This is a genomic window from Streptomyces sp. NPDC111507, assembly GCF_055638955.1.
Genome location: NZ_JBVKBU010000020.1, coordinates 112,811 through 131,811, shown reverse-complemented (window position 1 = coordinate 131,811; position 19,001 = coordinate 112,811). Strand labels below are relative to the sequence as shown.

The window sequence follows — 19,001 nt, the reverse complement described above, 5'->3', positions numbered from 1 at the left end:
GAGGGAGGTCGCACGCAGAAGAACGGAAGAACCTGTGACCGCGCATTTCACCCCTTCCCTCCCTGCCTCGCCGAATCATGACGTCACCATGACCGAGCCGTGCCGCGGCTGTGGGCGGAGCCGGGGAGCAGGGGGACGAGGGCGTCCCAGCGCGCGATCTGGCAGCCGTCCGCCCGGTCGAACCGCGCGTCGACGGGCCGCCCGGCCCAGGTCCCGGTCACATGGGCGGTGGCCGGACCGCCGTACATCATCGTGCACATCGTGCCGGGCGCCACGGGGGCGAAGGGGTCCTTGCCCCACGTGGTCCGCTGGTCCAGCGTCGCGCACGCCTTGCCCACGGCGGGGTGACTGCCGCCATCGGGATGACATCGCAGCTCGTACGTCCCGTCGCCGCCTTCCGTGTGCTGGACGGTCACGGTCAGCCGGTCCCCGGAATCCTCGCCGCGGGCCGGCGGAGGCATCAGGCTCAGGGAGGCCGGTTCCGCGCGGGCGGCTCCGGCCTGGGCGGCGGCGGGCAGGGCGGGTACGGCGGACAGTGCCGCGACGGACGCGGCGGCGGTGAGGACGAGACGACGCAACATGACCTGACTAACGCGAGGGGCCCCGAGCGGTTGCGCGCGGCCGACGCCTGCCCCCGCGCGCCTCTCAGAGGCTCGGCGCTCCGGCTCACCGGCTCCTCGGGACTTTGCTCTGTGACCCGACTGCCTAGTACCGTAGGAGCCGATTGGTGACACCCCACCCGGCTGTGTCATCATCTGCACGCACCACTCGCGCTCGCGTGGGCGGTTGTGCGGGAGGCGTCGCCTAGTCCGGTCTATGGCGCCGCACTGCTAATGCGGTTTGGGCCTTAAAGCCCATCGAGGGTTCAAATCCCTCCGCCTCCGCGCCAAGATCCGAAGCCCCGGTCCAGCTGGACCGGGGCTTCGGCGTTGAGTACCTCTGGAGCGCGTTTGCCCAGCTCACAAGGGGTGCGGCAAACGGATTTCACATGGCGGCGGCAGTCATGTAATGTTCTTCCTGTCGCCGCGAGCGGGCCGAAAGCCCGGGAAGCGGGACGAAGCAGGAAACAAGAAAACAAGCACTCGTAGCTTAACGGATAGAGCATCTGACTACGGATCAGAAGGTTGCAGGTTCGAATCCTGCCGAGTGCACACCAGACCAGAGGCCCTGTGGAGTGATCCACAGGGCCTCTGGCTTTTGCCTTGACGGCAGTGTTCGACGGCAACCGCTTCTGTTCTGTCTCTGAGCCCAGAGGTCTGTCCATGAGCTCAGAGGGAACACTGTTCGGCATGCCTGTCTCGCTGCATCACATCGTCATCGACGCCCACGACCTGCCCGCCCTGGCCCGGTTCTGGGCCGAGGTGCTGCGCTGGCGGATCCTGTCCGAACGGGAGCGGGAGGTCGTGATCGGGCCGGACGAGACGGCTCCGGTGGGAATCTGCTTCATGCCGGTGACCGACCGCAAGGCCGTCAAGAACCGCCTGCACCTCGATCTGACCTCCACGGCGGAGGACCGGGAAGCCGAGATCGAGCGAATCCTCGCTCTCGGCGCTCGCCGAGCGGACGTCGGACAGAGCGGCGACGAGTCGTGGACCGTGCTGGCCGACCCGGAGGGGAACGAGTTCTGCGTGGTCCGGCCGAAGGAGACCCTCATCGGATAGTCCTGGGAGCCGATCGGACGGCTCCCGGGACACCGGCTGCACAGCGCCTCGAAGGAGCGGTCCCGGGCCGCCGGCAGGAGCGCGTACGGCATGCCGAGTGCGCAGGTGTCGGCTTCCCGCGGCGAGTCGGCTTTCCCGGTGGCGAGCACGCGGGCGCGAGACCTTGGAGCCCCGACGGTTGACGACCCGGTGCTGAGCCGCGGGCAGTCATATCGGCCCGGAGTGCCCGTTTATGACACAGAAACGGCAATTCGTCTTATTTGTCATTCTGTTGTGTACGGTGCGCTTGTGCGCCGCCGGATACGGAGGTGCAGGCCTGCTGCTGATCAAGCACGGGCATCGCTTCAAAAGCCTCGGGAGAGATCGGTGGACAACAGGCATGCGCGGAAACCGGCTCTGATCGTGCGATCAGTGCCTCGCCACGGCAGGCTCGGCGGCGCGCGGTGGTATGGCACAGGCACGGCGACGGCCCTGTGTCTGGTCCTGTCCGGTCTTGGGCTGGTTCCGGCTACGACGGCTACGGCGTCGCCCCGTGCAGTTCCCCTCACTGAGACTTTCACCTTCACGGGTGCTCCCCAGAGCTTCACCGTCCCGGCCAACACAGCGGTAACGATCACCGCGGACGGCGCCGGCGGTGGCACCACCCGCAACGGCTCTTGCGTCAATGGCGGAACGGGTGGTGCAGGGGCGCGGGTGGTCACCACTCTCCCGGCCTCCGCGACCCCGACGCCCGTCACGGTCAATGTGGGTGGAGCCGGCGGCAGGGGCTGTAGTAGCAACGTGGGTGCCGTCGGCGGGTTCAACGGCGGAGCGCCGGGTGGAGCGGGACCCACCACTCCAATTTCCAACGGTTCGGGTGGGGGTGGGGCGTCAAGTGTGTCAACGGGCGGCAGCCTGCTCGTGGTAGCGGGCGGGGGCGGCGGTACCGGGGGACGCAATTTCCCTTCCAACGGGGGTAACGGCGGCACCCCGAACGGCACTGCGGGAGATCCAGGAGGAACTGTCGGCGGTTCCCCTGGAGGCGGCGGTGGCGGGGGTACCAGCAGCGCAGGAGGCACCGGCGGTGCAGCCGGTTTCGCCCCGCCGTGCATGGCCGAGGCCGGCGGCACAGGGAGTGGTTTCTCCGCCGGCATGGTCGGCACCGGGGGCTCAGGCGGCAACTACTCCGGCTGTGGCACCGGTCTTGTCGTTGCCGGCGGCGGAGGTGGCGGAGGCGGTTACTTCGGCGGTGGTGGCGGGGGTGCTTCGGCCACCACCCTGGGTGCCGCCGGTGGAGGGAGCGGCGGTGGAGGCAGCAGTTTCGCCACCCCCACGGGCACCAGCACCGCGTATTCCACCTCGCCCGTTGGAACCCATGACGCGAATGGTCAGGTGACCATCGCCTACACGGTCCAGGACCTGGCCTTCAGCACGGTAAGCCCGCTGCCTGACGCAACCCAGAACGTCGCCTACTCCACCACCCTGCAGACCACCGGCGGCACCGGGAACCCCACCTTCGCGGTTACTGTCGGCTCCCTGCCCCCCGGCCTGAGCCTCGACCCGGACAGCGGAGAGATCTCCGGCACTCCCACCGCACAGGGCACGTCCACGTTCACCGTCACGGCCACCGACCCCAACCCGAACGTGCCTGCGGCCTCACGGCAGTTCACACTCACCGTGCATTCCCCCGTCGCCCCTACCTGCGCCACCAGCCCCGCCGACCTGCGGGCCCAAGGCTTCAACGTCATCACCGGCAACGACCTCCCCAACGTCCTGATCGGCACCCAGGCACGAGACGCGATCTTCGGGCTCGGCGGCGGCGACACCATCAACGGGCTCGGCGGCGACGACCTGCTGTGCGGCGGTGACGGCAGCGACGCCCTTACCGGGGGCGACGGCAACGACCGCATCGAGGGCGGCAACGGCAGCGACGTCCTCCAAGGCGCCGCCGGAAACGACACCCTCCTCGGCCAGAGCGGCAACGACGCCCTCGACGGCGGCCCCGGCACGAACACCAACGACGGCGGGCCCGGCATCGATTTCTGCGTCCGCCCCTCCACCGGTGCAGGCGCCACCCAATGCAACCCCTAGCGCAAACCACTTGAAGACAGTCGCCGGGCGTGTCGTACACGCCCGGTGGCCACGGGCCCCGGAGGGATCCGGGGCCCGTGGCGTTCCGGGGAGTACGGGGCTGTGGGTTCGGTCGTGGTCGGAGCGCTCGGTCCCGTGGGGGTCAGTCGGCACGGGGGGCGTGGGTGTGGGGGTTGTGGACGCTCGCGAGGAGTCGCTGGTACGTCTCCTGCATGGGCTTCTCCTTCCCCTTCGGGCTGAGAGAGACGATCTCGAGGAAGTGGGCGTCGCCGGCGATGAGGCGGGCGGAGCCCGCAGCGCCGTCAGGGGCGGAGAGACGCGCGTCGAGGCCCGGCCGGCCGTGGACCTTGATCTTGTGGACGCCGGTGCTGGAGAGTTTGTGCTGGGGGGACTGGGCGCCCGCGTTGTAGCCGTCCACCAAGCCCTGAAGAGCGTCGTCGAGCTCCCCCTTGGCGCAGGGCAGGTCGAAGACCGCGAAGACGATGACTCCGTTATCGGTCCTCACCTTGTAAAGGCGACCGTTCATTCCGTCCGCGGCCTGGGTGAACTGCATGACCGCGGGCTTTCCGGGGAGTCGGAACTTGATGCCGCTCACGGCGTCGGTGGTCTCCACCCAGTGCTTGGCGGAGGCGGGGCCGCCGCGCTGACGGTGAGCGTCGTGATCGGAGGCGACCGTGGTGACGGTGGCCGTATGCGGCGCCGCCGTGGCGGCCATCGCGGTGCTGGGCAGCACCGCGCCTCCGGCGATCACGGTGGTCGAGGCGGCGAGCAGCACAAGTCGCTGGAAAGAGGAACGGCGAGTCATGGAAATTCACATCCCGTGGAATTGGGGAGAGGGGGACAGTAGGTTGATGAATGGTCTGCGACTTACGGGTTTCCGGCCGTGCATCGCATAGGTCCATTAGGCCCGGCCCTTTGAATCGGGTCATGCCCCTGAATCACGTGACGCGAGAAGTCGGGACTTGACCGACGCCGTTGATCCGAGCACAATCCCCGGCCCGCACGCCGTTGCGCCGGGGGAATCAGCTGTTGCGGGAGTCGAACGGTGACCGGAGCGCCACGGCCCGGAGACAGGGCGCGATGGCGCGCAGTCAGGAAATGAACTTCCGGGGTCAGGAGGTGATCGCTCGCAGCCAGGAGGTGATCGCCCGGAGTCAAGGCGCGATGGCGGCGGCCCTGGGGCGCGTGGCCGAGTCGTTGGACCGGATCGCGGGGCGGATGGGGGCGGGCGGCGGGGCGGGAAGTCGCCGGTGATGACTCCGCAGGAACTGCTGGCGGGATGGCAGGCGAGGAATCTTGTCGGCACCGCGGATGTGCTCGCCGTGGCGGCGTATCTCGCGCCCGCCCTCGTGCGGGGGAAGGCGCAGTACCGGCTGGGGGACATCGCCGGCGAACCGGGCTGACGGTGGAGCGCGTGCGCGGCGGACGGGGCGCCGGTGTACGTGCTGCCTTAGGAGGACGCCGGAGGGCGCCGGGGGATGCCGGGGCGCCGGAGGCGCCGTACCAAGGAGAAGGGCCCGAAGTCGCATCCCATACGTGCGGCTTCGGGCCCTCCCCACGTTAGGTGAAGGCGCGTCGGCTCATTCGCCCTTCCGCAGCTCCTCCAGGTATTCGCCCATCAGCCTTCCCGTACGGGTGAACCAGTCGTACAGGACCGCGATTTCGGCGGGCGAGTAGTCGGAGAAGAGTTCGGTGACGCGGGCGTAGTGCGGCTCGTAGAGGGCCTTGACGCGGGCGACCGCGTCCGGGTTCGCGGCCACGCGGACGCGGCGGCGGTCGTCGGGGTCGGGGCGGCGGGTGACGTAGTCGGCGCGTTCGAGGCGGTTGAGGATCCCCGTGACGGCACCCGTCGTGACATGGGCCCGCTCCGCGAGGTCGCCGGCCGTGAGCAGCGTGTCGCCCGCCTCCAGGACAAAGCCGAAGCACGTGAGGTCGGTGACGTTCAGGTTCAGCCGCTGGGCCATCTCCTGCTGGCCGATCATGCCCGTCGCGATGAGGTGGTCCATGGCGCTCAGCGCCTGGGCCGGAGTCGCGGGTGGGCGCGGCGTGCCCTGCTGCATGGGCATTTCCCTTAGTGCGTGAGATGTTTCTGGGGTAGATTTCTTAGCGTATGAGGGATTCTAGTCCCTCACATCACGAAACTCCGCTGTTCGGACAGAGGGAGGCAATACGTGAGCAAGCATGACGAGGGGCACACCCTCGCGGGCTGGATCGGATTCGGGATCGCCACCGTGGGGGTGGCGGGCATCGGGCTGGGGGTCTGTGCCGACAACGCCCTCGGCGAGTGGGGCGGGTCGGCGGTCGTGGCCGCGAGCGTGCTGGTCACCTGGGTGCTCCATCTCGCCGGGTGGGGCAAGCCGCCCGGGCGACGGCCGACCTCGGAGTGGGGACTGCGTGTCAGGGACCTCGCCGCGCGGCACGGGCACCCCGGGTGTGTGGGGTGCCGGCTGGCGGGGCGTGGGCGGCCCGCGATCAGGTCGGACGTGGCGGTCGGCGGTAAGCCGGTGAGTGGTGAACCCGTGACCGAGTCCGCCACCTGAACGGCTGCCCTGGCAGAGGCGGCGTGATCGCCGGCCCCGTTGTCGGTGGCAACGCCTACGCTCGTGAGTGATGGCACAGACGTGGAGATGTTCGGGTCTGCGGTGGTCGCCGGACGGCCCCGTGCTGATGTGGGGCGGCGGGCGCGACAGTGCGCTGTCCCGGGGGAAGCGGGTGGCCTTTGGCGTGGTGGACGGGGGCGTACGGACCTGTGTGGGAGCGCGGGGGAACGCGTGCCCGGTGCGGGCGGTGGTGTCCGCGCGGAGTGCGGGGGCCCGTTGTGAGGAGTGCGCGCGGCTGGACCGTGCGCACTCCGTGGCCGCCGACACGATGGCCGACGACCCGCGGCCCTACCGCGTGTATCTCGCCTGGTTCGGGCCCGGCATGGTCAAGGTCGGGATCACCGGGGCCGCGCGCGGATCGGCCCGGCTGCTGGAGCAGGGGGCCGTCGTCTTCAGCTGGCTGGGGCAGGGGCCGTTGATGGCGGCGCGGCGCACCGAGGAACTGCTGCGGGCGGCGCTGCGGGTGCCGGACCGGATCCCGTACGCCGAGAAGCGGGCGGTGCGCGCCGCGCTGCCGGGGGCGGCCGAGCGGCTCGAGGAGATCCGGGAGCTGCACGCGCGGGTCATGGAGCTCGAAGGGTGGCCCGAGTCCCTGGAGCGGGCGCCCTTCCAGGCCGTCGATCACACCGGGGTGTTCGGACTCGAAGGGCTCCCGCCCGCCGTCGGTGCCGTGAGCGAGCTGGTCGCGGGCGGTGCGGTGAGCGGGGAGCTGGTCGCCGCGGCCGGGCCCGATCTGCATCTGGCGACCGGGCGCGGGGTCGTCGTGGTCGATACACGGCTCATGACCGGGTGGGAGCTGACCGCGGTCAAGGGGGAGCAACTGACGGTTCCTGTCAGGGAGTGGGAGGACAGGAGTGTGAGGCAGGACGGGCTCTTCTGAATGCCCGGGTCGGAGTGCGCACGTGTGAGTGTCCGAGCCCGAGTGTCCGAGTCCGAGTGCCCGAGCGGATGCCGTTCTCCGCGGGTCAAGAGAGGGATCCCTCTTGGATCCCGTTCGGAAAGGACCTGGACGAACGGGGACACGCGGTCCGACAGTGGATCACATGAGCGATCACTCCATTACGCCTGTCGCAGCCCATGAACCCCCCTACTACGCCGCCGTGTTCACCTCCGTCAAGACCGACAACGACGGAGGGTACGGAGAGACCGCCGAGCGCATGGAGGAGCTGGTGAAGGACATCCCGGGCTACCTCGGCATGGACCAGGCGCACACGCCGGGCGGCCTGTCGATCACCGTCGGGTACTTCCGGGACGCGGACGCGATCAGGGCGTGGAGCGGGCACGCCGAGCACCGTGCGGCGCAGCAGCGTGGCCGCGCCGAGTGGTACGAGCGCTACACGCTGCACATCGCCAAGGTCGAACGGAGCCATGGGTTCGAGCGGACTCCGGGGGAATGAGCAGAGCATCGGGACCGAGCGGGGCACGGAGGTAGGGCGGAGTGGCAGGAGCGAGCGTGCGGGCGACTGACGGGTCCGGCGGGACCGACAGGTTTGGCGGAACTGGCGGGACTGATGGGGCTGATGGGACTGGCGGACCTGATGGGACTGGTGGGTCTGACGAGTCCGGTGGGGAAGACGTACGGCGGTTCTGGGAGCGGCTCGAGCTTCCGGGGCTCGTCGATGTCCACACGCACTTCATGCCCGAGCGCGTCCTGCACAAGGTGTGGGACTACTTCGACGCGCTCGGGCCGCTGACCGGCGGCGTCGAGTGGCCCATCACCTACCGCGCGGAGGAGAGCGAACGGCTCGCGGTGATCAGGGAGTTCGGCGTACGGGCCTTCACCGCGATGCTCTACCCCCACAAGGCCGGCATGGCGCAGTGGCTGAACTCCTGGGCTGTCGACTTCGCCCGCCGGACGCCCGACTGTCTGCACACCGCGACCCTGTTCCCCGAGCCGGGCGTCGAGGGGTATGTGCGGGAGGCCCTGGAACAAGGGGCTCGCGTCTTCAAGGCGCACGTCCAGGTGGGGGCGTACGACCCGAGTGATCGACTCCTCGACTCCACCTGGGGGCTGCTCGCCGAGGCCGGGGTCCCTGTCGTGATCCACTGCGGGTCCGGTCCCGCGCCCGGCAAACACACCGGGCCCGAGCCGGTCGCCCGTGTCCTCGCCCGGCATCCCCGACTGCGGCTGATCGTGGCGCACATGGGGATGCCCGAGTACGAGGACTTCCTTGCCCTCGCGGAGCGCTACGGGGAGGTGCGGCTGGACACGACGATGGCGTTCACGGACTTCAGCGAGCGGTTCGCGCCGTTTCCGCGGGAGGCCAGGACCCGGCTCGCCACCCTGGGTGACCGGGTCCTGCTGGGGACCGACTTCCCGAACATCCCCTATCCGTACGTCCACCAGCTGCACGCCCTCGAACGGCTCGGGCTGGGGGACGACTGGCTGAGGGCCGTCTGCTACGAGAACGGCGCTCGTCTCTTCGCGATCAGTCCCTGAACGGGGCGCCCTGGAAACGCCCTTGGGGAACTTCGTGATCTTCCCAGGAGTTCCCTGAGAGGCACCTGTGTGTTTCTCAGGAAAATCACAGGTTCCCGAAAGCGTGCTCTCAGAGGACCCCGACAAGGTGTCCGCTATGACCACGACCTCGCCCCAGGGGCGCACCGAACTGCTGAGGCCGGACGGGAGCCCCGTCCGAGTGCTGGTAGTGGACGACGAGCTGTCGATCACCGAGTTGCTCTCCATGGCCCTTCGCTACGAAGGCTGGCAGATCCGCAGTGCGGGTGACGGACAGGGTGCGGTGCAGACCGCGCGCGAGTTCCGGCCCGACGCCGTTGTCCTCGACATGATGCTGCCGGACATGGACGGCCTCGCGGTTCTGGGGCGCCTGCGTCGCGACCTGCCCGACGTGCCCGTCCTCTTCCTCACGGCCAAGGACGCCGTCGAGGACCGTATAGCGGGGCTGACGGCCGGCGGCGACGACTACGTCACCAAGCCCTTCAGCCTCGAGGAGGTCGTGGCCCGGCTGCGCGGACTGATCCGCCGTTCCGGTGCCGCCGACCGGCGTTCCGACTCCGTGCTCGTCGTCGGCGACCTCACCCTCGACGAGGACAGCCACGAGGTTTCGCGTGCCGGGGAGAACATCCACCTCACCGCGACCGAGTTCGAACTCCTGCGGTTCCTCATGCGTAATCCCCGGCGTGTACTCAGCAAGGCACAGATACTCGACCGCGTGTGGTCGTACGACTTCGGTGGCCAGGCCAACGTCGTCGAGCTCTACATCTCGTACCTGCGCCGCAAGATCGACGCCGGACGTGAGCCGATGATCCACACCAGGCGTGGGGCCGGTTACCTGATCAAGCCCGCGGCGTCATGAGCGGGCGACGACGGCCGCGTAAGCAGGGGCGAGGACGACAGCCGCGCACGCTGCGGACGCGGCTCGTCGTCTCCGCGGTGACGCTGATCGCGGTGGTGTGTGCGGTGATCGGTACGGTGACGACGTTCGCGCTGCGCTCGCATCTGTACGACCAGCTGGACGGCCAGGTGGCGGAGACCGCCATGCGGGCGGCCGGCGGAGGACCGGTGAAACCGGGCGGCGGGAACGGGAACCCGACCGATACGCCTCCGGGCGGGAACCTCGACGACACCACGAACGACCCCTTCACCTTCCTCACCCGAGGACCGAACGCGGAGAACACCGTCGCCGCGGTGGTGAAGAACGGCGTGGTCACCAAGGCGGTCATCAAGAAGGAGAACACCACCAGCGGCGGTGGCTTTGCGAGCATGACCGCCAAGAACCTCACGGCCGCGCAGAAGGCGGCGCTGGGTTCCGTCGCGAAGACCGGCAAGCACACCGTGGAACTGCCCGGACTCGGCGAATACCGCGTCATGTACATGAGCGGCCCCAAGGGTGACTACTACGTAGCCATCCCCACCACGGACGTCACCAACACCATCAACACCCTCATCTGGGTGGAAGTCAGCGTCACCGCCGCCGGTCTCATCGCCGCCGGTATCGCAGGCAGCGTCCTCGTCGAGCTGGCCCTGCGCCCCCTGCGCAAGGTCGCCTCCACCGCCACCCGTGTCTCCGAACTTCCCCTGCACACCGGCGAGGTCACCCTCTACGAGCGGGTGCCGGAGTCCGAGGCCGACCCGCACACCGAGGTCGGCCAGGTCGGCGCCGCGCTCAACCGCATGCTCGACCACATCCACAGCGCCCTGCACGCACGCCAGCAGAGCGAGATGCGCGTACGGCAGTTCGTCGCGGACGCGAGTCATGAGCTGCGTACACCGCTGGCGTCGATCCGCGGTTATGCCGAGCTGACCAGACGCGGTCGTGAGGAGACCGGGCCCGACACCCGGCACGCCCTCGGCCGGATCGAGTCCGAGGCCGGGCGCATGACCCTGCTCGTCGAGGACCTGCTGCTGCTCGCGCGGCTGGACGCCGGACGCCCGCTCCAGTACGACCAGACCGACCTCGTACCGCTCGTCATCGACGCCGTGAGCGACGCCCGGGCGGCCGGACGCGACCACAACTGGCGGCTCGAACTGCCGGAGGAGCCCGCGCTGGTCCTCGCGGACGCCGCACGGCTGCAACAGGTCATGGTCAATCTCTTCGCGAACGCCAGAACGCACACCCCGCCCGGTACGACCGTCACCGCACGCGTGCACCGGCACGGACCGTGGCTGTGCGTGGACGTCCAGGACGACGGGCCCGGCATCCCGCCCGACCTGTTGCCGCGCGTCTTCGAACGCTTCGCACGCGGTGATTCCTCGCGTTCCCGGTCCTCCGGCTCGACGGGCCTGGGACTGGCCATCGTGCAGGCCGTCGCGGCCGCGCACGGCGGTGCCGTCACCGTGGACAGCATGCCCGGACGGACGGTGTTCACCCTTCATTTGCCCGCGATCGCCGTCGATCCGTTCGTGGAAACAAAGGCGCAACTGTTCTCACAGGCACAGCACAGCGCCACCACATGGGTGCAACAGGGCGTTTGACGAGAGTCGTTCGTATGCGAACCGACTCTTCTCCCGGCAACCTGCCGGCGCGGGAGCACCTCCCGGCCGGGTCCGCCGGTACGCCTGTCCTGGACGTAGTGATCCCCGTTTACAACGAGGAGAAGGATCTCCAGCCGTGTGTGGTGAGACTGCACGAGCATCTCAAGCGCACCTTCCCGTACGCGTTCCGCATCACGGTCGCGGACAACGCCTCGACGGACACCACCCCTCAGGTGGCCGCACGGCTGGAGTCGGAAATACCGGAAGTCAGGTCCTTCCGGCTTGAGCAGAAGGGCCGCGGGCGCGCGCTGCGCACCGTGTGGTCGGCCTCGGACGCTCCGATCCTCGCCTATATGGACGTGGACCTGTCCACCGACCTCAACGCCCTCCTCCCGCTGGTGGCCCCGCTGATCTCGGGCCACTCGGACCTCGCGATCGGCTCCCGGCTCGCCCGCAGCTCGCGCGTGGTGCGCGGTGCCAAGCGGGAGTTCATCAGCCGCACCTACAACCTGATCCTGCGCGGCTCGCTGCAGGCCCGCTTCTCGGACGCGCAGTGCGGCTTCAAGGCGATCCGCCGCGATGTCGCCCAGGTACTGCTGCCACTGATCGAGGACACCGGCTGGTTCTTCGACACCGAGATGCTGGTGCTCGCCGAGCGCGCCGGACTGCGCATCCACGAGGTGCCGGTCGACTGGGTCGACGACCCGAACTCGACCGTGCACATCGTGAAGACCGCGACCGACGACCTGAAGGGCGTGTGGCGCGTGGGGCGCGCTCTCGCCACCGGTTCGCTCCCGCTCGACCGGCTCGCGCGCCCCTTCGGGGACGATCCGCGCGACCGCGACCTGACCGACGTACCCAAGGGCCTGGCCCGCCAGCTCGTCGGCTTCTGCGTGGTGGGCGCCCTGTCCACCCTCTTCTACCTGCTCCTGTACAGCGGCTTCCGCTCGTTCTCGGGCTCGCAGATCGCCAACGCGCTCGCCCTGCTCGTGTCGGCCGTCGCCAACACCGCGGCCAACCGCCGTCTGACCTTCGGCGTCCGCGGTCGCGGCAGCGCGGTCCGCCACCAGGCGCAGGGCCTGGTCGTCTTCGGTATCGGCCTCGCCCTCACCAGCGGCTCGCTCGCCGCCCTGAACGCGGCGACGAGCAGCCCGGCGCACTCCACCGAACTCGCGGTGCTCATCGCCGCCAACCTCGCGGCGACCGTGCTGCGGTTCCTGCTCTTCCGCGCCTGGGTCTTCCCGGACCGGCGTGACGAGACGGCGACCTCGACCGTCGTCGCCTCGCACAACCCGGCCTCGCACAATCCGTCCTCGCCCACCTACGGCACGACGACGGCGGCGCACCAGCAGCACCAGCTCCCGCACCAGCAGCACTCGCACACGCCGCTGCCCCAGCGCCCGAACGCGACGGCGCCCCACGCTCCGTACATCCACTACGACCACAACCAGACCAACGAGTTCCGCGCCGGTGAAGCCGCGGACCGCACCTGGGGGGACGCAACCATGCAGCTGCAAGCGGTGCGCCCGCACGATCACGACCCGAGGGACACGAGGGACGCACGATGACGACTCAGTCCGATACGAGCCATCAGGGGGGCGCGAGCCCCTCCGGGGGCGCCGAGCTCTCCTGGGGACCGCCGAGCTCGACGGCTCTGCAGGAGCCCGTGGCGCCGCCCACCGCGGCCCCCCGGTCCGGTGAGCCCAAGCAGCCGTTCTTCCACCGCGTCTGGCGCGGCCGGCCCGAGGACCCGCGCTGGGTGCGCCCCGCCTTCCTCGCCCTGCTCGTCGCCACCGGCCTGCTCTACCTCTACAACCTGAGCGCCTCCGGGTACGCCAACTCCTTCTACTCCGCTGCCGTCCAGGCCGGCAGCCAGAGCTGGAAGGCCCTCTTCTTCGGCTCGCTCGACTCGGCCAACGCCATCACCGTCGACAAGCCCCCGGCCTCCCTGTGGCCGATGGCCCTGTCGGTACGGATCTTCGGTCTCAACTCGTGGGCGATCCTCGTCCCCGAGGTGCTGATGGGCGTCGCCACGGTCGGCGTCCTGTACGGGGCCCTGCGCCGTCGCTTCAACCCAGCGGCCGGTCTGATCGCGGGTGCGGTGCTCGCGCTCACTCCCGTCGCCGCGCTGATGTTCCGGTTCAACAACCCGGACGCGATGCTCGCGCTGCTGATGACCGTCACGGTCTACTGCGTGGTCCGCGCTCTGGAGGACGGCCGGACGAAGTGGCTGGTCTGGGCGGGTGTCGCGGTCGGCTTCGCGTTCCTCGCGAAGACCCTGCAGGCCTTCCTGATCCTGCCGCCGCTCGCGGTCGTGTACGCGGTCTGCGCGCCGGTGCAGCTCAGGAAGCGGTTCGCCCAGCTGGGTCTTTCGGCGGTGGCGATGGTCGTCGCCGGCGGCTGGTGGGTGGCGATCGTGGAGCTGTGGCCCGCGTCCTCCCGCCCGTACATCGGCGGCTCGCAGAACAACTCCTTCCTTGAGCTGACCTTCGGCTACAACGGCCTCGGCCGTATCAACGGCGACGAGACCGGCAGCGTCGGTGGTGGCGGCGGTGGTGGCACCGGCCAGTGGGGCGAGACCGGCTGGAACCGGATGTTCAACTCGGAGATCGGCAGCCAGATCGCATGGCTGCTGCCCGCCGCGCTGATCCTGTTCGTCGCGGGGATCGTGCTCACCCGCAAGGCCAGGCGGACCGACCTGACGCGCAGCTCGTTCCTCGCCTGGGGTGGCGCGCTGCTGATGACGGCGATCATCTTCAGCTACATGGCCGGCATCTTCCACCAGTACTACACGGTGGCCCTGGCCCCCTACATCGCGGCCGTCGTCGGCATGGGCGCGACGGTGCTGTGGGAGGAGCGGAGCAAGGTCTGGGCCTCGCTCACCCTCGCCGGCGCGGTCACCGCGACCGCCGCCTGGGGGTACGTCCTCCTCAACCGCACCCCCACCTACCTTCCCTGGCTGAAGTGGCTGGTCCTCATCGGCGGTCTGGTCGGCGCGCTCGGCCTGATCTTCGCGGCCAGGCTGGGCCGTCAACTGGCCCTCGCGGCGGTCGGACTGAGCTTCGTGGCCTCGGTCGCGGGCCCGACGGCGTACACGCTGTCCACGGTGAACACCGGGCACACCGGTTCGATCGTCACGGCCGGTCCTGCGGGCGCCAGCATGATGGGCGGCCGGGGTGGTCCCGGTGGCGGTGGTGGCGGCGGTGGCATGCGGGGCGGCTTCCCCGGTGGCGGCACCACCCAGGGCCAGAACCAGCAGGGCGGCAACGGCACCACCCAGCAGGGCGGCGGCATGGGCCAGCCCCCGACGGGCGGCACGGGCGGCACCGGTGGCACCGGCGGCTTCCCCGGTCAGAACCAGCAGGGCAACGGCACCACCCAGGGCCAGAACCAGCAGGGCGGCATGCCCGGCGGTGGCGCGATGGGCGAGGGCGGCATGGGCGGTGGCGGCGTGGGCGGTCTGCTCAACGGCGCGACCGTCAGCTCCGCGGCCAAGAAGCTGCTGGAGACGAACGCGGAGGACTACACCTGGGCGGCAGCGGCCATCGGTTCCCAGAACTCCGCGAGCTACCAGCTCGCCACCGGCAAGCCGGTGATGGCGATCGGCGGCTTCAACGGCACCGACCCGTCCCCGACACTGGCCCAGTTCAAGAAGTACGTGACGGACGGCAAGATCCACTACTTCATCTCGGGCGGCAGCATGGGCGGCGGCAATTCTTCCTCCACCACCACCTCCACGTCCTCCCAGATCAGCACGTGGGTCACGGCCAACTTCAAGAAGGTGACGGTCGGTTCGGCCACCTTCTACGACCTGACGCAGTCGGCCAAGTAGCTGACGGCAGGTCCTGTACGCAGGGCGGCGGCCCGGAGCGATCCAGCTCCGGGCCACCGCTCTTTTCGTACGTCCGGAAAACCGCGTTGTACGCTGTATGGGAACTGTTCTACGGTGTACAGCATGTCGACGACTCCCCCAGGGCACCCCGAGGACCAGCCGCCAGGTCACCCCCAACGCTGGTTGATCCTCGGCGTCATCTGCCTCGCCCAGCTGACCGTGCTGCTCGACAACACCGTCCTGAACGTCGCGATCCCCTCCCTCACCCGGGAGCTGGGCGCGGCCACCTCCGACATCCAGTGGATGATCAACGCCTATTCGCTGGTGCAGTCCGGGCTGCTGCTCACGGCGGGCAGCGCGGCCGACCGCTACGGCCGCAAGAAGATGCTGATCGCGGGTCTCGTCCTCTTCGGGATCGGCTCGGTGGTGGCCGGACTCGCCGACTCCACGGGCCAGTTGATCGCCGCACGGGCCGGGATGGGCGTCGGCGGCGCGCTCCTGCTGACCACCACGCTCGCCGTCGCCATGCAGGTCTTCACCCCCGCGGAGCACCCGAAGGCCATCGGCATCTGGAGCGCCGTCAACGCCCTCGGCTTCGCGGCCGGACCGCTCCTCGGTGGCTTCATACTGAACCACTTCTGGTGGGGCGCGATCTTCCTGATCAACCTGCCGGTGGTGGCCCTGGGCCTCGCCGCGGTGGTGGCCCTCGTACCGGAATCGAAGAGTCCGCGCGGAGACCGCCCCGACCTCCTGGGAGCGCTGCTTTCCACGATCGGTATGACCGCACTCGTGTACGCGATCATCTCCGGCCCCGAACACGGCTGGACGTCGGGCCGGGTCCTGGCCACGGACGCGGTCGCCGTGCTGGTGCTGGCCGCCTTCGCGTACTGGGAGAGCCGGATCCCGTACCCCATGCTCGACCTGCACTTCTTCCGCGACCGGCGCTTCACCGGAGCCGTCGCCGGAGCCGTCCTCATCACCTTCGGCATGGGCGGGGCCCTCTTCCTCCTCACCCAGCACCTCCAATTCGTCCTGGGATACGGCCCCCTGGAAGCCGGACTGCGTACGGCGCCGCTCGCGCTCGCGGTCGTGGCGCTGAACTTCTCCGGCCTCTCGGCGAAGTGGACGGCGAGACTCGGCACTCCGGTGTCGATCGCGCTCGGCATGACGCTGATGTCGGCCGGGCTGGTGTCGATCGCCATGCTCGCCGCGCACGGTTACGGCGGCACGCTGCTCGGGCTGTTGCTGATCGGCGCGGGCGCCGCCGTGGCCAACCCGGCCATGGCACACGCCATCATGAGCGCGATTCCGCCGGAGAAGGCGGGCGTGGGCGCGGGCATCAACGGCACGCTCGCCGAGTTCGGCAACGGCCTCGGCGTGGCGGTGCTCGGGGCGATCCTCAACTCCCGGTTCGCGGCGCTGATTCCGGTGGCGGCGGCCTCGCTTCCGGCGGCGCTGGCTTCGGCGGGTTCGCGGGAGGAGCGCGGGCGGATCACCGACGCGTTCTCGTCGGGCCTGGAGACCAGCCAACTGGTGGGCGCGGTGGCCGTCCTTCTCGGTGGACTGCTGGCCGCGGCGTTGCTACGACGTGCGGAGAGGGCAGACTCCGCGGTGGCGGTATCGACGTAGCGCCCGCTTAGCATCAGAGTTTCGAGTTCCGAGTTCCGAGGAAGGTGCGCCATGGTGAGGGCAGCCGACCGTGCCGAGCGTCCGGCGCGGACCAGTGTCTGGCTGGAGGGCAAGGCTCCCCGGGGCGCTGCGGCGCGCGGGGGCGGGCAGCCGTCGGGGCTCGACCGGGACCGGATCACCGAGGTCACCGTACGGCTGCTGGATGCCGAGGGAATGGCGAAGTTCTCCATGCGCCGGCTGGCCGCCGAGCTGAACGTCACCGCGATGTCCGTGTACTGGTACGTCGACACCAAGGACGACCTGCTCGAACTCGCCCTCGACGCGGTCTTCGGTGAACTGGATCTGCCCGACGCGGAGTCGGGAGAGGACTGGCGCGACCAGCTCCGCTCCCTCGCCACCGGCTACCGCGCGCTGCTGGTCCGCCACCCCTGGGTGTCCCCGCTGATCGGGACGTTCCTGAACATCGGCCCGCACTCCATGGCCTTCTCGCTCTGCGTCCAGCAGGTGATCCGCAACACCGGCCTGCCCCGGCACGGCCAGATGGGCGCGCTCTCGGCGGTCTTCCAGTTCGTGTACGGGTTCGGCACCATCGAGGGCCACTTCGTACAGCGCTGCGCCTCGGCGGGGATGACTCAGGACGAGTACTTCCGTCAGGCCATGAGCACGATCGGCGAACAGCCGCAGTTCTCCGCCAACTTCGAGAACGCCGCGGACCTCATGGAGGCCCGCGGCGGTGACACGGTCGAGGAGATGCGGGAGCGGGACTTCACGTTCGCGCTGGAAACCCTGATCGCGGGGATCGAGACGATGGTCGCCCGAGGTTAGGGCCTGTCCCGCTCCTCCTCGGCTGTCCCTGGGTTACTCCTGGGGTGTCAGTCGGGCCGGAAAGCCGCCTGTCGCGACCGGGCCCCACTTCACCGGCGTGACCCGGATGATCGACTTGCCCTGCTTGCGCATGGCCTCCCGGTACTCGTCCCAGTCCGGGTGTTCGCCCGCGATGTTCCGGTAGTACTCGACGAGCGGCTCGACGGATTCGGGGGAGTCGACGACCTCGGCCGTGCCGTCGATCTGGACCCAGGGGCCGTTCCACTCGTCGCTCAGCACGATCAGGCTGACCCGCTCGTCCCGCTTGGCGTTACGGGTCTTCGCGCGTTCGGGGTAGGTCGAGACGACGATCCGCCCGGCGTCGTCGACCCCGCAGGTCAGGGGGGAGCCCTGGGGGCTGCCGTCCGCCCTCCGGGTCAGCAGGATGGCGCGGTGGCGGGGGCGTACGAAGTCGAGCAGTTCGTCCAGGGACACGGCGGTGTTCGTAGCGATGTTCGGTGCCATGTGAGTCAGCCTAGGCCGCCCGCCGGGGAGGCGCGCTCACCTCACGCCTGCGGGAGGGGCACTCCCTGTACCGCCTGGACGTCCAGTTCCACCTTCAGCGTGGTGCCGATCGCCGAGATGCCCGCCTGGATGACCTGGTTGTAGTTCATGGCGAAGTCCTCGCGGTGGAGTTCGGTCGTCGCCCGGAAAGCGGCCCGCGTGCCGCCCCAGGGGTCCCCGCCCGTACCCAGGTAGGCGAGGTCCAGGTCGACCGGGCGGGCGATGCCGCGCATGGTGAGTTCCCCGTGGACGGTCCAGCGGTCGGAGCCGGCCGGGGTCAGGCCGGTCGAGCGGTAGGTGATCTGCGGGTACGTCTCGACGTCGAGGAAGTCGGGGGACTTCAGGTGGCCGTCGCGCATGCCGTTGCCGGTGTCGATCGAGGCCGCGGAGATCACGGCCTCGACGCGGGACTTGGACACGTCGTCCGGGGCGATCTCGATCGTCGCGGAGAAGTCCGTGAAGCGGCCGTGCACGCTGGAGATGCCCAGGTGCTGCGCGACGGCGCCGACGGAGGAGTGCGCCGGGTCGACGGTCCAGGGCCCGGGCGGCGGCAGTTCGTTGCCGCCCTGGCGGGCGAGGGTCACGTTGCCGATCTCGGCCCGGCCGCTCGCCGTGACGATCGCGCTGGAGGCGGCGGGCGCGTACCCGACCGCGGTCACGATCACGGTGTACGCGCCGGGCGTGAGGGGGGTCTGGTCGTGCACGGCTCCTTCGGTGTCCGCCTCGGCGCGCAGCACCTGCGTCCCGGTCATGTCGGTCACCGTGACGACCGCGTGCGACACGGCCCATCCGTCCCGCGTGCGAATCCGTGCGGTCAGTCCCATCCCGTTTTCTCCCTGCAAAGCACTAAAAATTGGTCGCAATGAAGCCGGCCCGTGGGGGGGCGCACCTCCGCTCAGAGTGCG

18 protein-coding genes and 2 tRNA genes are annotated in these 19,001 nt (G+C 69.7%); 15 read left to right on the top strand and 5 right to left on the bottom strand.

The features are described from left to right. Positions 1-83 precede the first annotated feature (83 nt). Positions 84-581: an SSI family serine proteinase inhibitor gene (locus ACZ7M2_RS45500; protein ID WP_471600280.1), complete on the bottom strand. Its 498-nt coding sequence runs from the start codon at positions 579-581 to the stop codon at positions 84-86. Positions 582-793: 212 nt separating this feature from the next. Between ACZ7M2_RS45500 and ACZ7M2_RS45495 the strand changes: the two genes are divergently transcribed. The 4 genes from ACZ7M2_RS45495 (at position 794) to ACZ7M2_RS45480 (ending at position 3,731) form a co-directional block, all read left to right on the top strand. After that, positions 794-884 (top strand) — tRNA-Ser (locus tag ACZ7M2_RS45495). 194 nt (positions 885-1,078) lie between these two features. Then, a tRNA-Arg gene (locus ACZ7M2_RS45490) sits at positions 1,079-1,151 on the top strand. A 138-nt stretch (positions 1,152-1,289) separates the two neighbouring features. Beyond that, positions 1,290-1,661, top strand: a complete 372-nt coding sequence (locus ACZ7M2_RS45485; protein ID WP_471600279.1) for a VOC family protein — start codon at positions 1,290-1,292, stop codon at positions 1,659-1,661. 1,371 nt (positions 1,662-3,032) lie between these two features. After that, entirely contained in the window at positions 3,033-3,731 is a 699-nt protein-coding gene (locus tag ACZ7M2_RS45480) for a calcium-binding protein (protein ID WP_471600278.1), read from the top strand. A 142-nt stretch (positions 3,732-3,873) separates the two neighbouring features. On the opposite strand, the gene ACZ7M2_RS45475 is transcribed toward ACZ7M2_RS45480, so the two are convergent. Further along, entirely contained in the window at positions 3,874-4,536 is a 663-nt protein-coding gene (locus ACZ7M2_RS45475) for a hypothetical protein (protein ID WP_471600277.1), read from the bottom strand. Between the two features lie 448 nt (positions 4,537-4,984). Between ACZ7M2_RS45475 and ACZ7M2_RS45470 the strand changes: the two genes are divergently transcribed. Then, a complete protein-coding gene (locus ACZ7M2_RS45470) occupies positions 4,985-5,134 on the top strand; it encodes a hypothetical protein (RefSeq protein ID WP_471600276.1) in 150 nt (49 codons plus the stop codon). A 177-nt stretch (positions 5,135-5,311) separates the two neighbouring features. Here the strand turns inward: ACZ7M2_RS45470 and ACZ7M2_RS45465 are convergent, their stop codons facing one another. After that, a complete protein-coding gene (locus tag ACZ7M2_RS45465) occupies positions 5,312-5,791 on the bottom strand; it encodes a MarR family winged helix-turn-helix transcriptional regulator (protein WP_352050461.1) in 480 nt (159 codons plus the stop codon). Positions 5,792-5,902: 111 nt separating this feature from the next. Here ACZ7M2_RS45465 and ACZ7M2_RS45460 point away from each other — a divergent pair, with 111 nt between their 5' ends. From ACZ7M2_RS45460 to ACZ7M2_RS45415, 10 genes are all read left to right on the top strand, one after another. Beyond that, positions 5,903-6,271 (top strand): HGxxPAAW family protein, encoded by a 369-nt coding sequence (locus ACZ7M2_RS45460; RefSeq protein ID WP_471600275.1) that lies wholly within the window; start codon positions 5,903-5,905, stop codon positions 6,269-6,271. 70 nt (positions 6,272-6,341) lie between these two features. Beyond that, positions 6,342-7,211, top strand: a complete 870-nt coding sequence (locus ACZ7M2_RS45455; protein WP_471600274.1) for a DUF2797 domain-containing protein — start codon at positions 6,342-6,344, stop codon at positions 7,209-7,211. Between the two features lie 163 nt (positions 7,212-7,374). After that, positions 7,375-7,728 carry an antibiotic biosynthesis monooxygenase family protein gene (locus ACZ7M2_RS45450; RefSeq protein ID WP_471600273.1) on the top strand — a complete coding sequence of 118 codons (354 nt, stop codon included), beginning with the start codon at positions 7,375-7,377 and terminating at the stop codon, positions 7,726-7,728. A gap of 56 nt (positions 7,729-7,784) precedes the next feature. Further along, on the top strand, positions 7,785-8,771 hold the full coding sequence (locus ACZ7M2_RS45445; protein WP_471600272.1) for an amidohydrolase family protein: 987 nt from the start codon (positions 7,785-7,787) through the stop codon (positions 8,769-8,771). Between the two features lie 136 nt (positions 8,772-8,907). Then, positions 8,908-9,648 carry a response regulator transcription factor gene (locus ACZ7M2_RS45440; RefSeq protein ID WP_054235077.1) on the top strand — a complete coding sequence of 247 codons (741 nt, stop codon included), beginning with the start codon at positions 8,908-8,910 and terminating at the stop codon, positions 9,646-9,648. Beyond that, positions 9,645-11,267 (top strand): ATP-binding protein, encoded by a 1,623-nt coding sequence (locus ACZ7M2_RS45435; RefSeq protein WP_403700390.1) that lies wholly within the window; start codon positions 9,645-9,647, stop codon positions 11,265-11,267. Before ACZ7M2_RS45440 ends, ACZ7M2_RS45435 begins: the two co-directional genes overlap by 4 nt. 14 nt (positions 11,268-11,281) lie before the next feature. Then, complete coding sequence (locus ACZ7M2_RS45430; protein WP_471600271.1) at positions 11,282-12,835, top strand: bifunctional glycosyltransferase family 2/GtrA family protein; 1,554 nt, start codon at positions 11,282-11,284, stop codon at positions 12,833-12,835. Next, positions 12,832-15,099 carry an ArnT family glycosyltransferase gene (locus tag ACZ7M2_RS45425; protein WP_471600270.1) on the top strand — a complete coding sequence of 756 codons (2,268 nt, stop codon included), beginning with the start codon at positions 12,832-12,834 and terminating at the stop codon, positions 15,097-15,099. The genes ACZ7M2_RS45430 and ACZ7M2_RS45425 overlap by 4 nt, the downstream gene beginning before the upstream one ends. Before the next feature lie 123 nt (positions 15,100-15,222). After that, positions 15,223-16,728 carry an MFS transporter gene (locus ACZ7M2_RS45420; RefSeq protein WP_471600269.1) on the top strand — a complete coding sequence of 502 codons (1,506 nt, stop codon included), beginning with the start codon at positions 15,223-15,225 and terminating at the stop codon, positions 16,726-16,728. Between the two features lie 51 nt (positions 16,729-16,779). Beyond that, positions 16,780-17,553, top strand: a complete 774-nt coding sequence (locus ACZ7M2_RS45415) for a TetR/AcrR family transcriptional regulator (RefSeq protein WP_471600268.1) — start codon at positions 16,780-16,782, stop codon at positions 17,551-17,553. Positions 17,554-17,586: 33 nt separating this feature from the next. On the opposite strand, the gene ACZ7M2_RS45410 is transcribed toward ACZ7M2_RS45415, so the two are convergent. Both ACZ7M2_RS45410 and ACZ7M2_RS45405 read right to left on the bottom strand, forming a co-directional pair. Next, entirely contained in the window at positions 17,587-18,057 is a 471-nt protein-coding gene (locus ACZ7M2_RS45410) for a PPOX class F420-dependent oxidoreductase (RefSeq protein WP_403700401.1), read from the bottom strand. A 41-nt stretch (positions 18,058-18,098) separates the two neighbouring features. Beyond that, positions 18,099-18,920 carry a YceI family protein gene (locus tag ACZ7M2_RS45405; RefSeq protein WP_471600267.1) on the bottom strand — a complete coding sequence of 274 codons (822 nt, stop codon included), beginning with the start codon at positions 18,918-18,920 and terminating at the stop codon, positions 18,099-18,101. Positions 18,921-19,001: the final 81 nt, after the last annotated feature.

What these genes read in the sequence shown, in the direction of transcription:
- ACZ7M2_RS45435 (WP_403700390.1), top strand. Translation starts at nt 9,645, where the DNA reads ATGAGCGGGCGACGACGGCCGCGTAAGCAGGGGCGAGGACGACAGCCG.
- ACZ7M2_RS45410 (WP_403700401.1), bottom strand. Translation starts at nt 18,057, where the DNA reads ATGGCACCGAACATCGCTACGAACACCGCCGTGTCCCTGGACGAACTG.
- ACZ7M2_RS45470 (WP_471600276.1), top strand. Translation starts at nt 4,985, where the DNA reads ATGACTCCGCAGGAACTGCTGGCGGGATGGCAGGCGAGGAATCTTGTC.
- ACZ7M2_RS45420 (WP_471600269.1), top strand. Translation starts at nt 15,223, where the DNA reads ATGTCGACGACTCCCCCAGGGCACCCCGAGGACCAGCCGCCAGGTCAC.
- ACZ7M2_RS45465 (WP_352050461.1), bottom strand. Translation starts at nt 5,791, where the DNA reads ATGCAGCAGGGCACGCCGCGCCCACCCGCGACTCCGGCCCAGGCGCTG.
- ACZ7M2_RS45485 (WP_471600279.1), top strand. Translation starts at nt 1,290, where the DNA reads ATGCCTGTCTCGCTGCATCACATCGTCATCGACGCCCACGACCTGCCC.
- ACZ7M2_RS45455 (WP_471600274.1), top strand. Translation starts at nt 6,342, where the DNA reads ATGGCACAGACGTGGAGATGTTCGGGTCTGCGGTGGTCGCCGGACGGC.
- ACZ7M2_RS45425 (WP_471600270.1), top strand. Translation starts at nt 12,832, where the DNA reads ATGACGACTCAGTCCGATACGAGCCATCAGGGGGGCGCGAGCCCCTCC.
- ACZ7M2_RS45405 (WP_471600267.1), bottom strand. Translation starts at nt 18,920, where the DNA reads ATGGGACTGACCGCACGGATTCGCACGCGGGACGGATGGGCCGTGTCG.
- ACZ7M2_RS45430 (WP_471600271.1), top strand. Translation starts at nt 11,282, where the DNA reads ATGCGAACCGACTCTTCTCCCGGCAACCTGCCGGCGCGGGAGCACCTC.
- ACZ7M2_RS45500 (WP_471600280.1), bottom strand. Translation starts at nt 581, where the DNA reads ATGTTGCGTCGTCTCGTCCTCACCGCCGCCGCGTCCGTCGCGGCACTG.
- ACZ7M2_RS45475 (WP_471600277.1), bottom strand. Translation starts at nt 4,536, where the DNA reads ATGACTCGCCGTTCCTCTTTCCAGCGACTTGTGCTGCTCGCCGCCTCG.
- ACZ7M2_RS45440 (WP_054235077.1), top strand. Translation starts at nt 8,908, where the DNA reads ATGACCACGACCTCGCCCCAGGGGCGCACCGAACTGCTGAGGCCGGAC.
- ACZ7M2_RS45450 (WP_471600273.1), top strand. Translation starts at nt 7,375, where the DNA reads ATGAGCGATCACTCCATTACGCCTGTCGCAGCCCATGAACCCCCCTAC.
- ACZ7M2_RS45415 (WP_471600268.1), top strand. Translation starts at nt 16,780, where the DNA reads ATGGTGAGGGCAGCCGACCGTGCCGAGCGTCCGGCGCGGACCAGTGTC.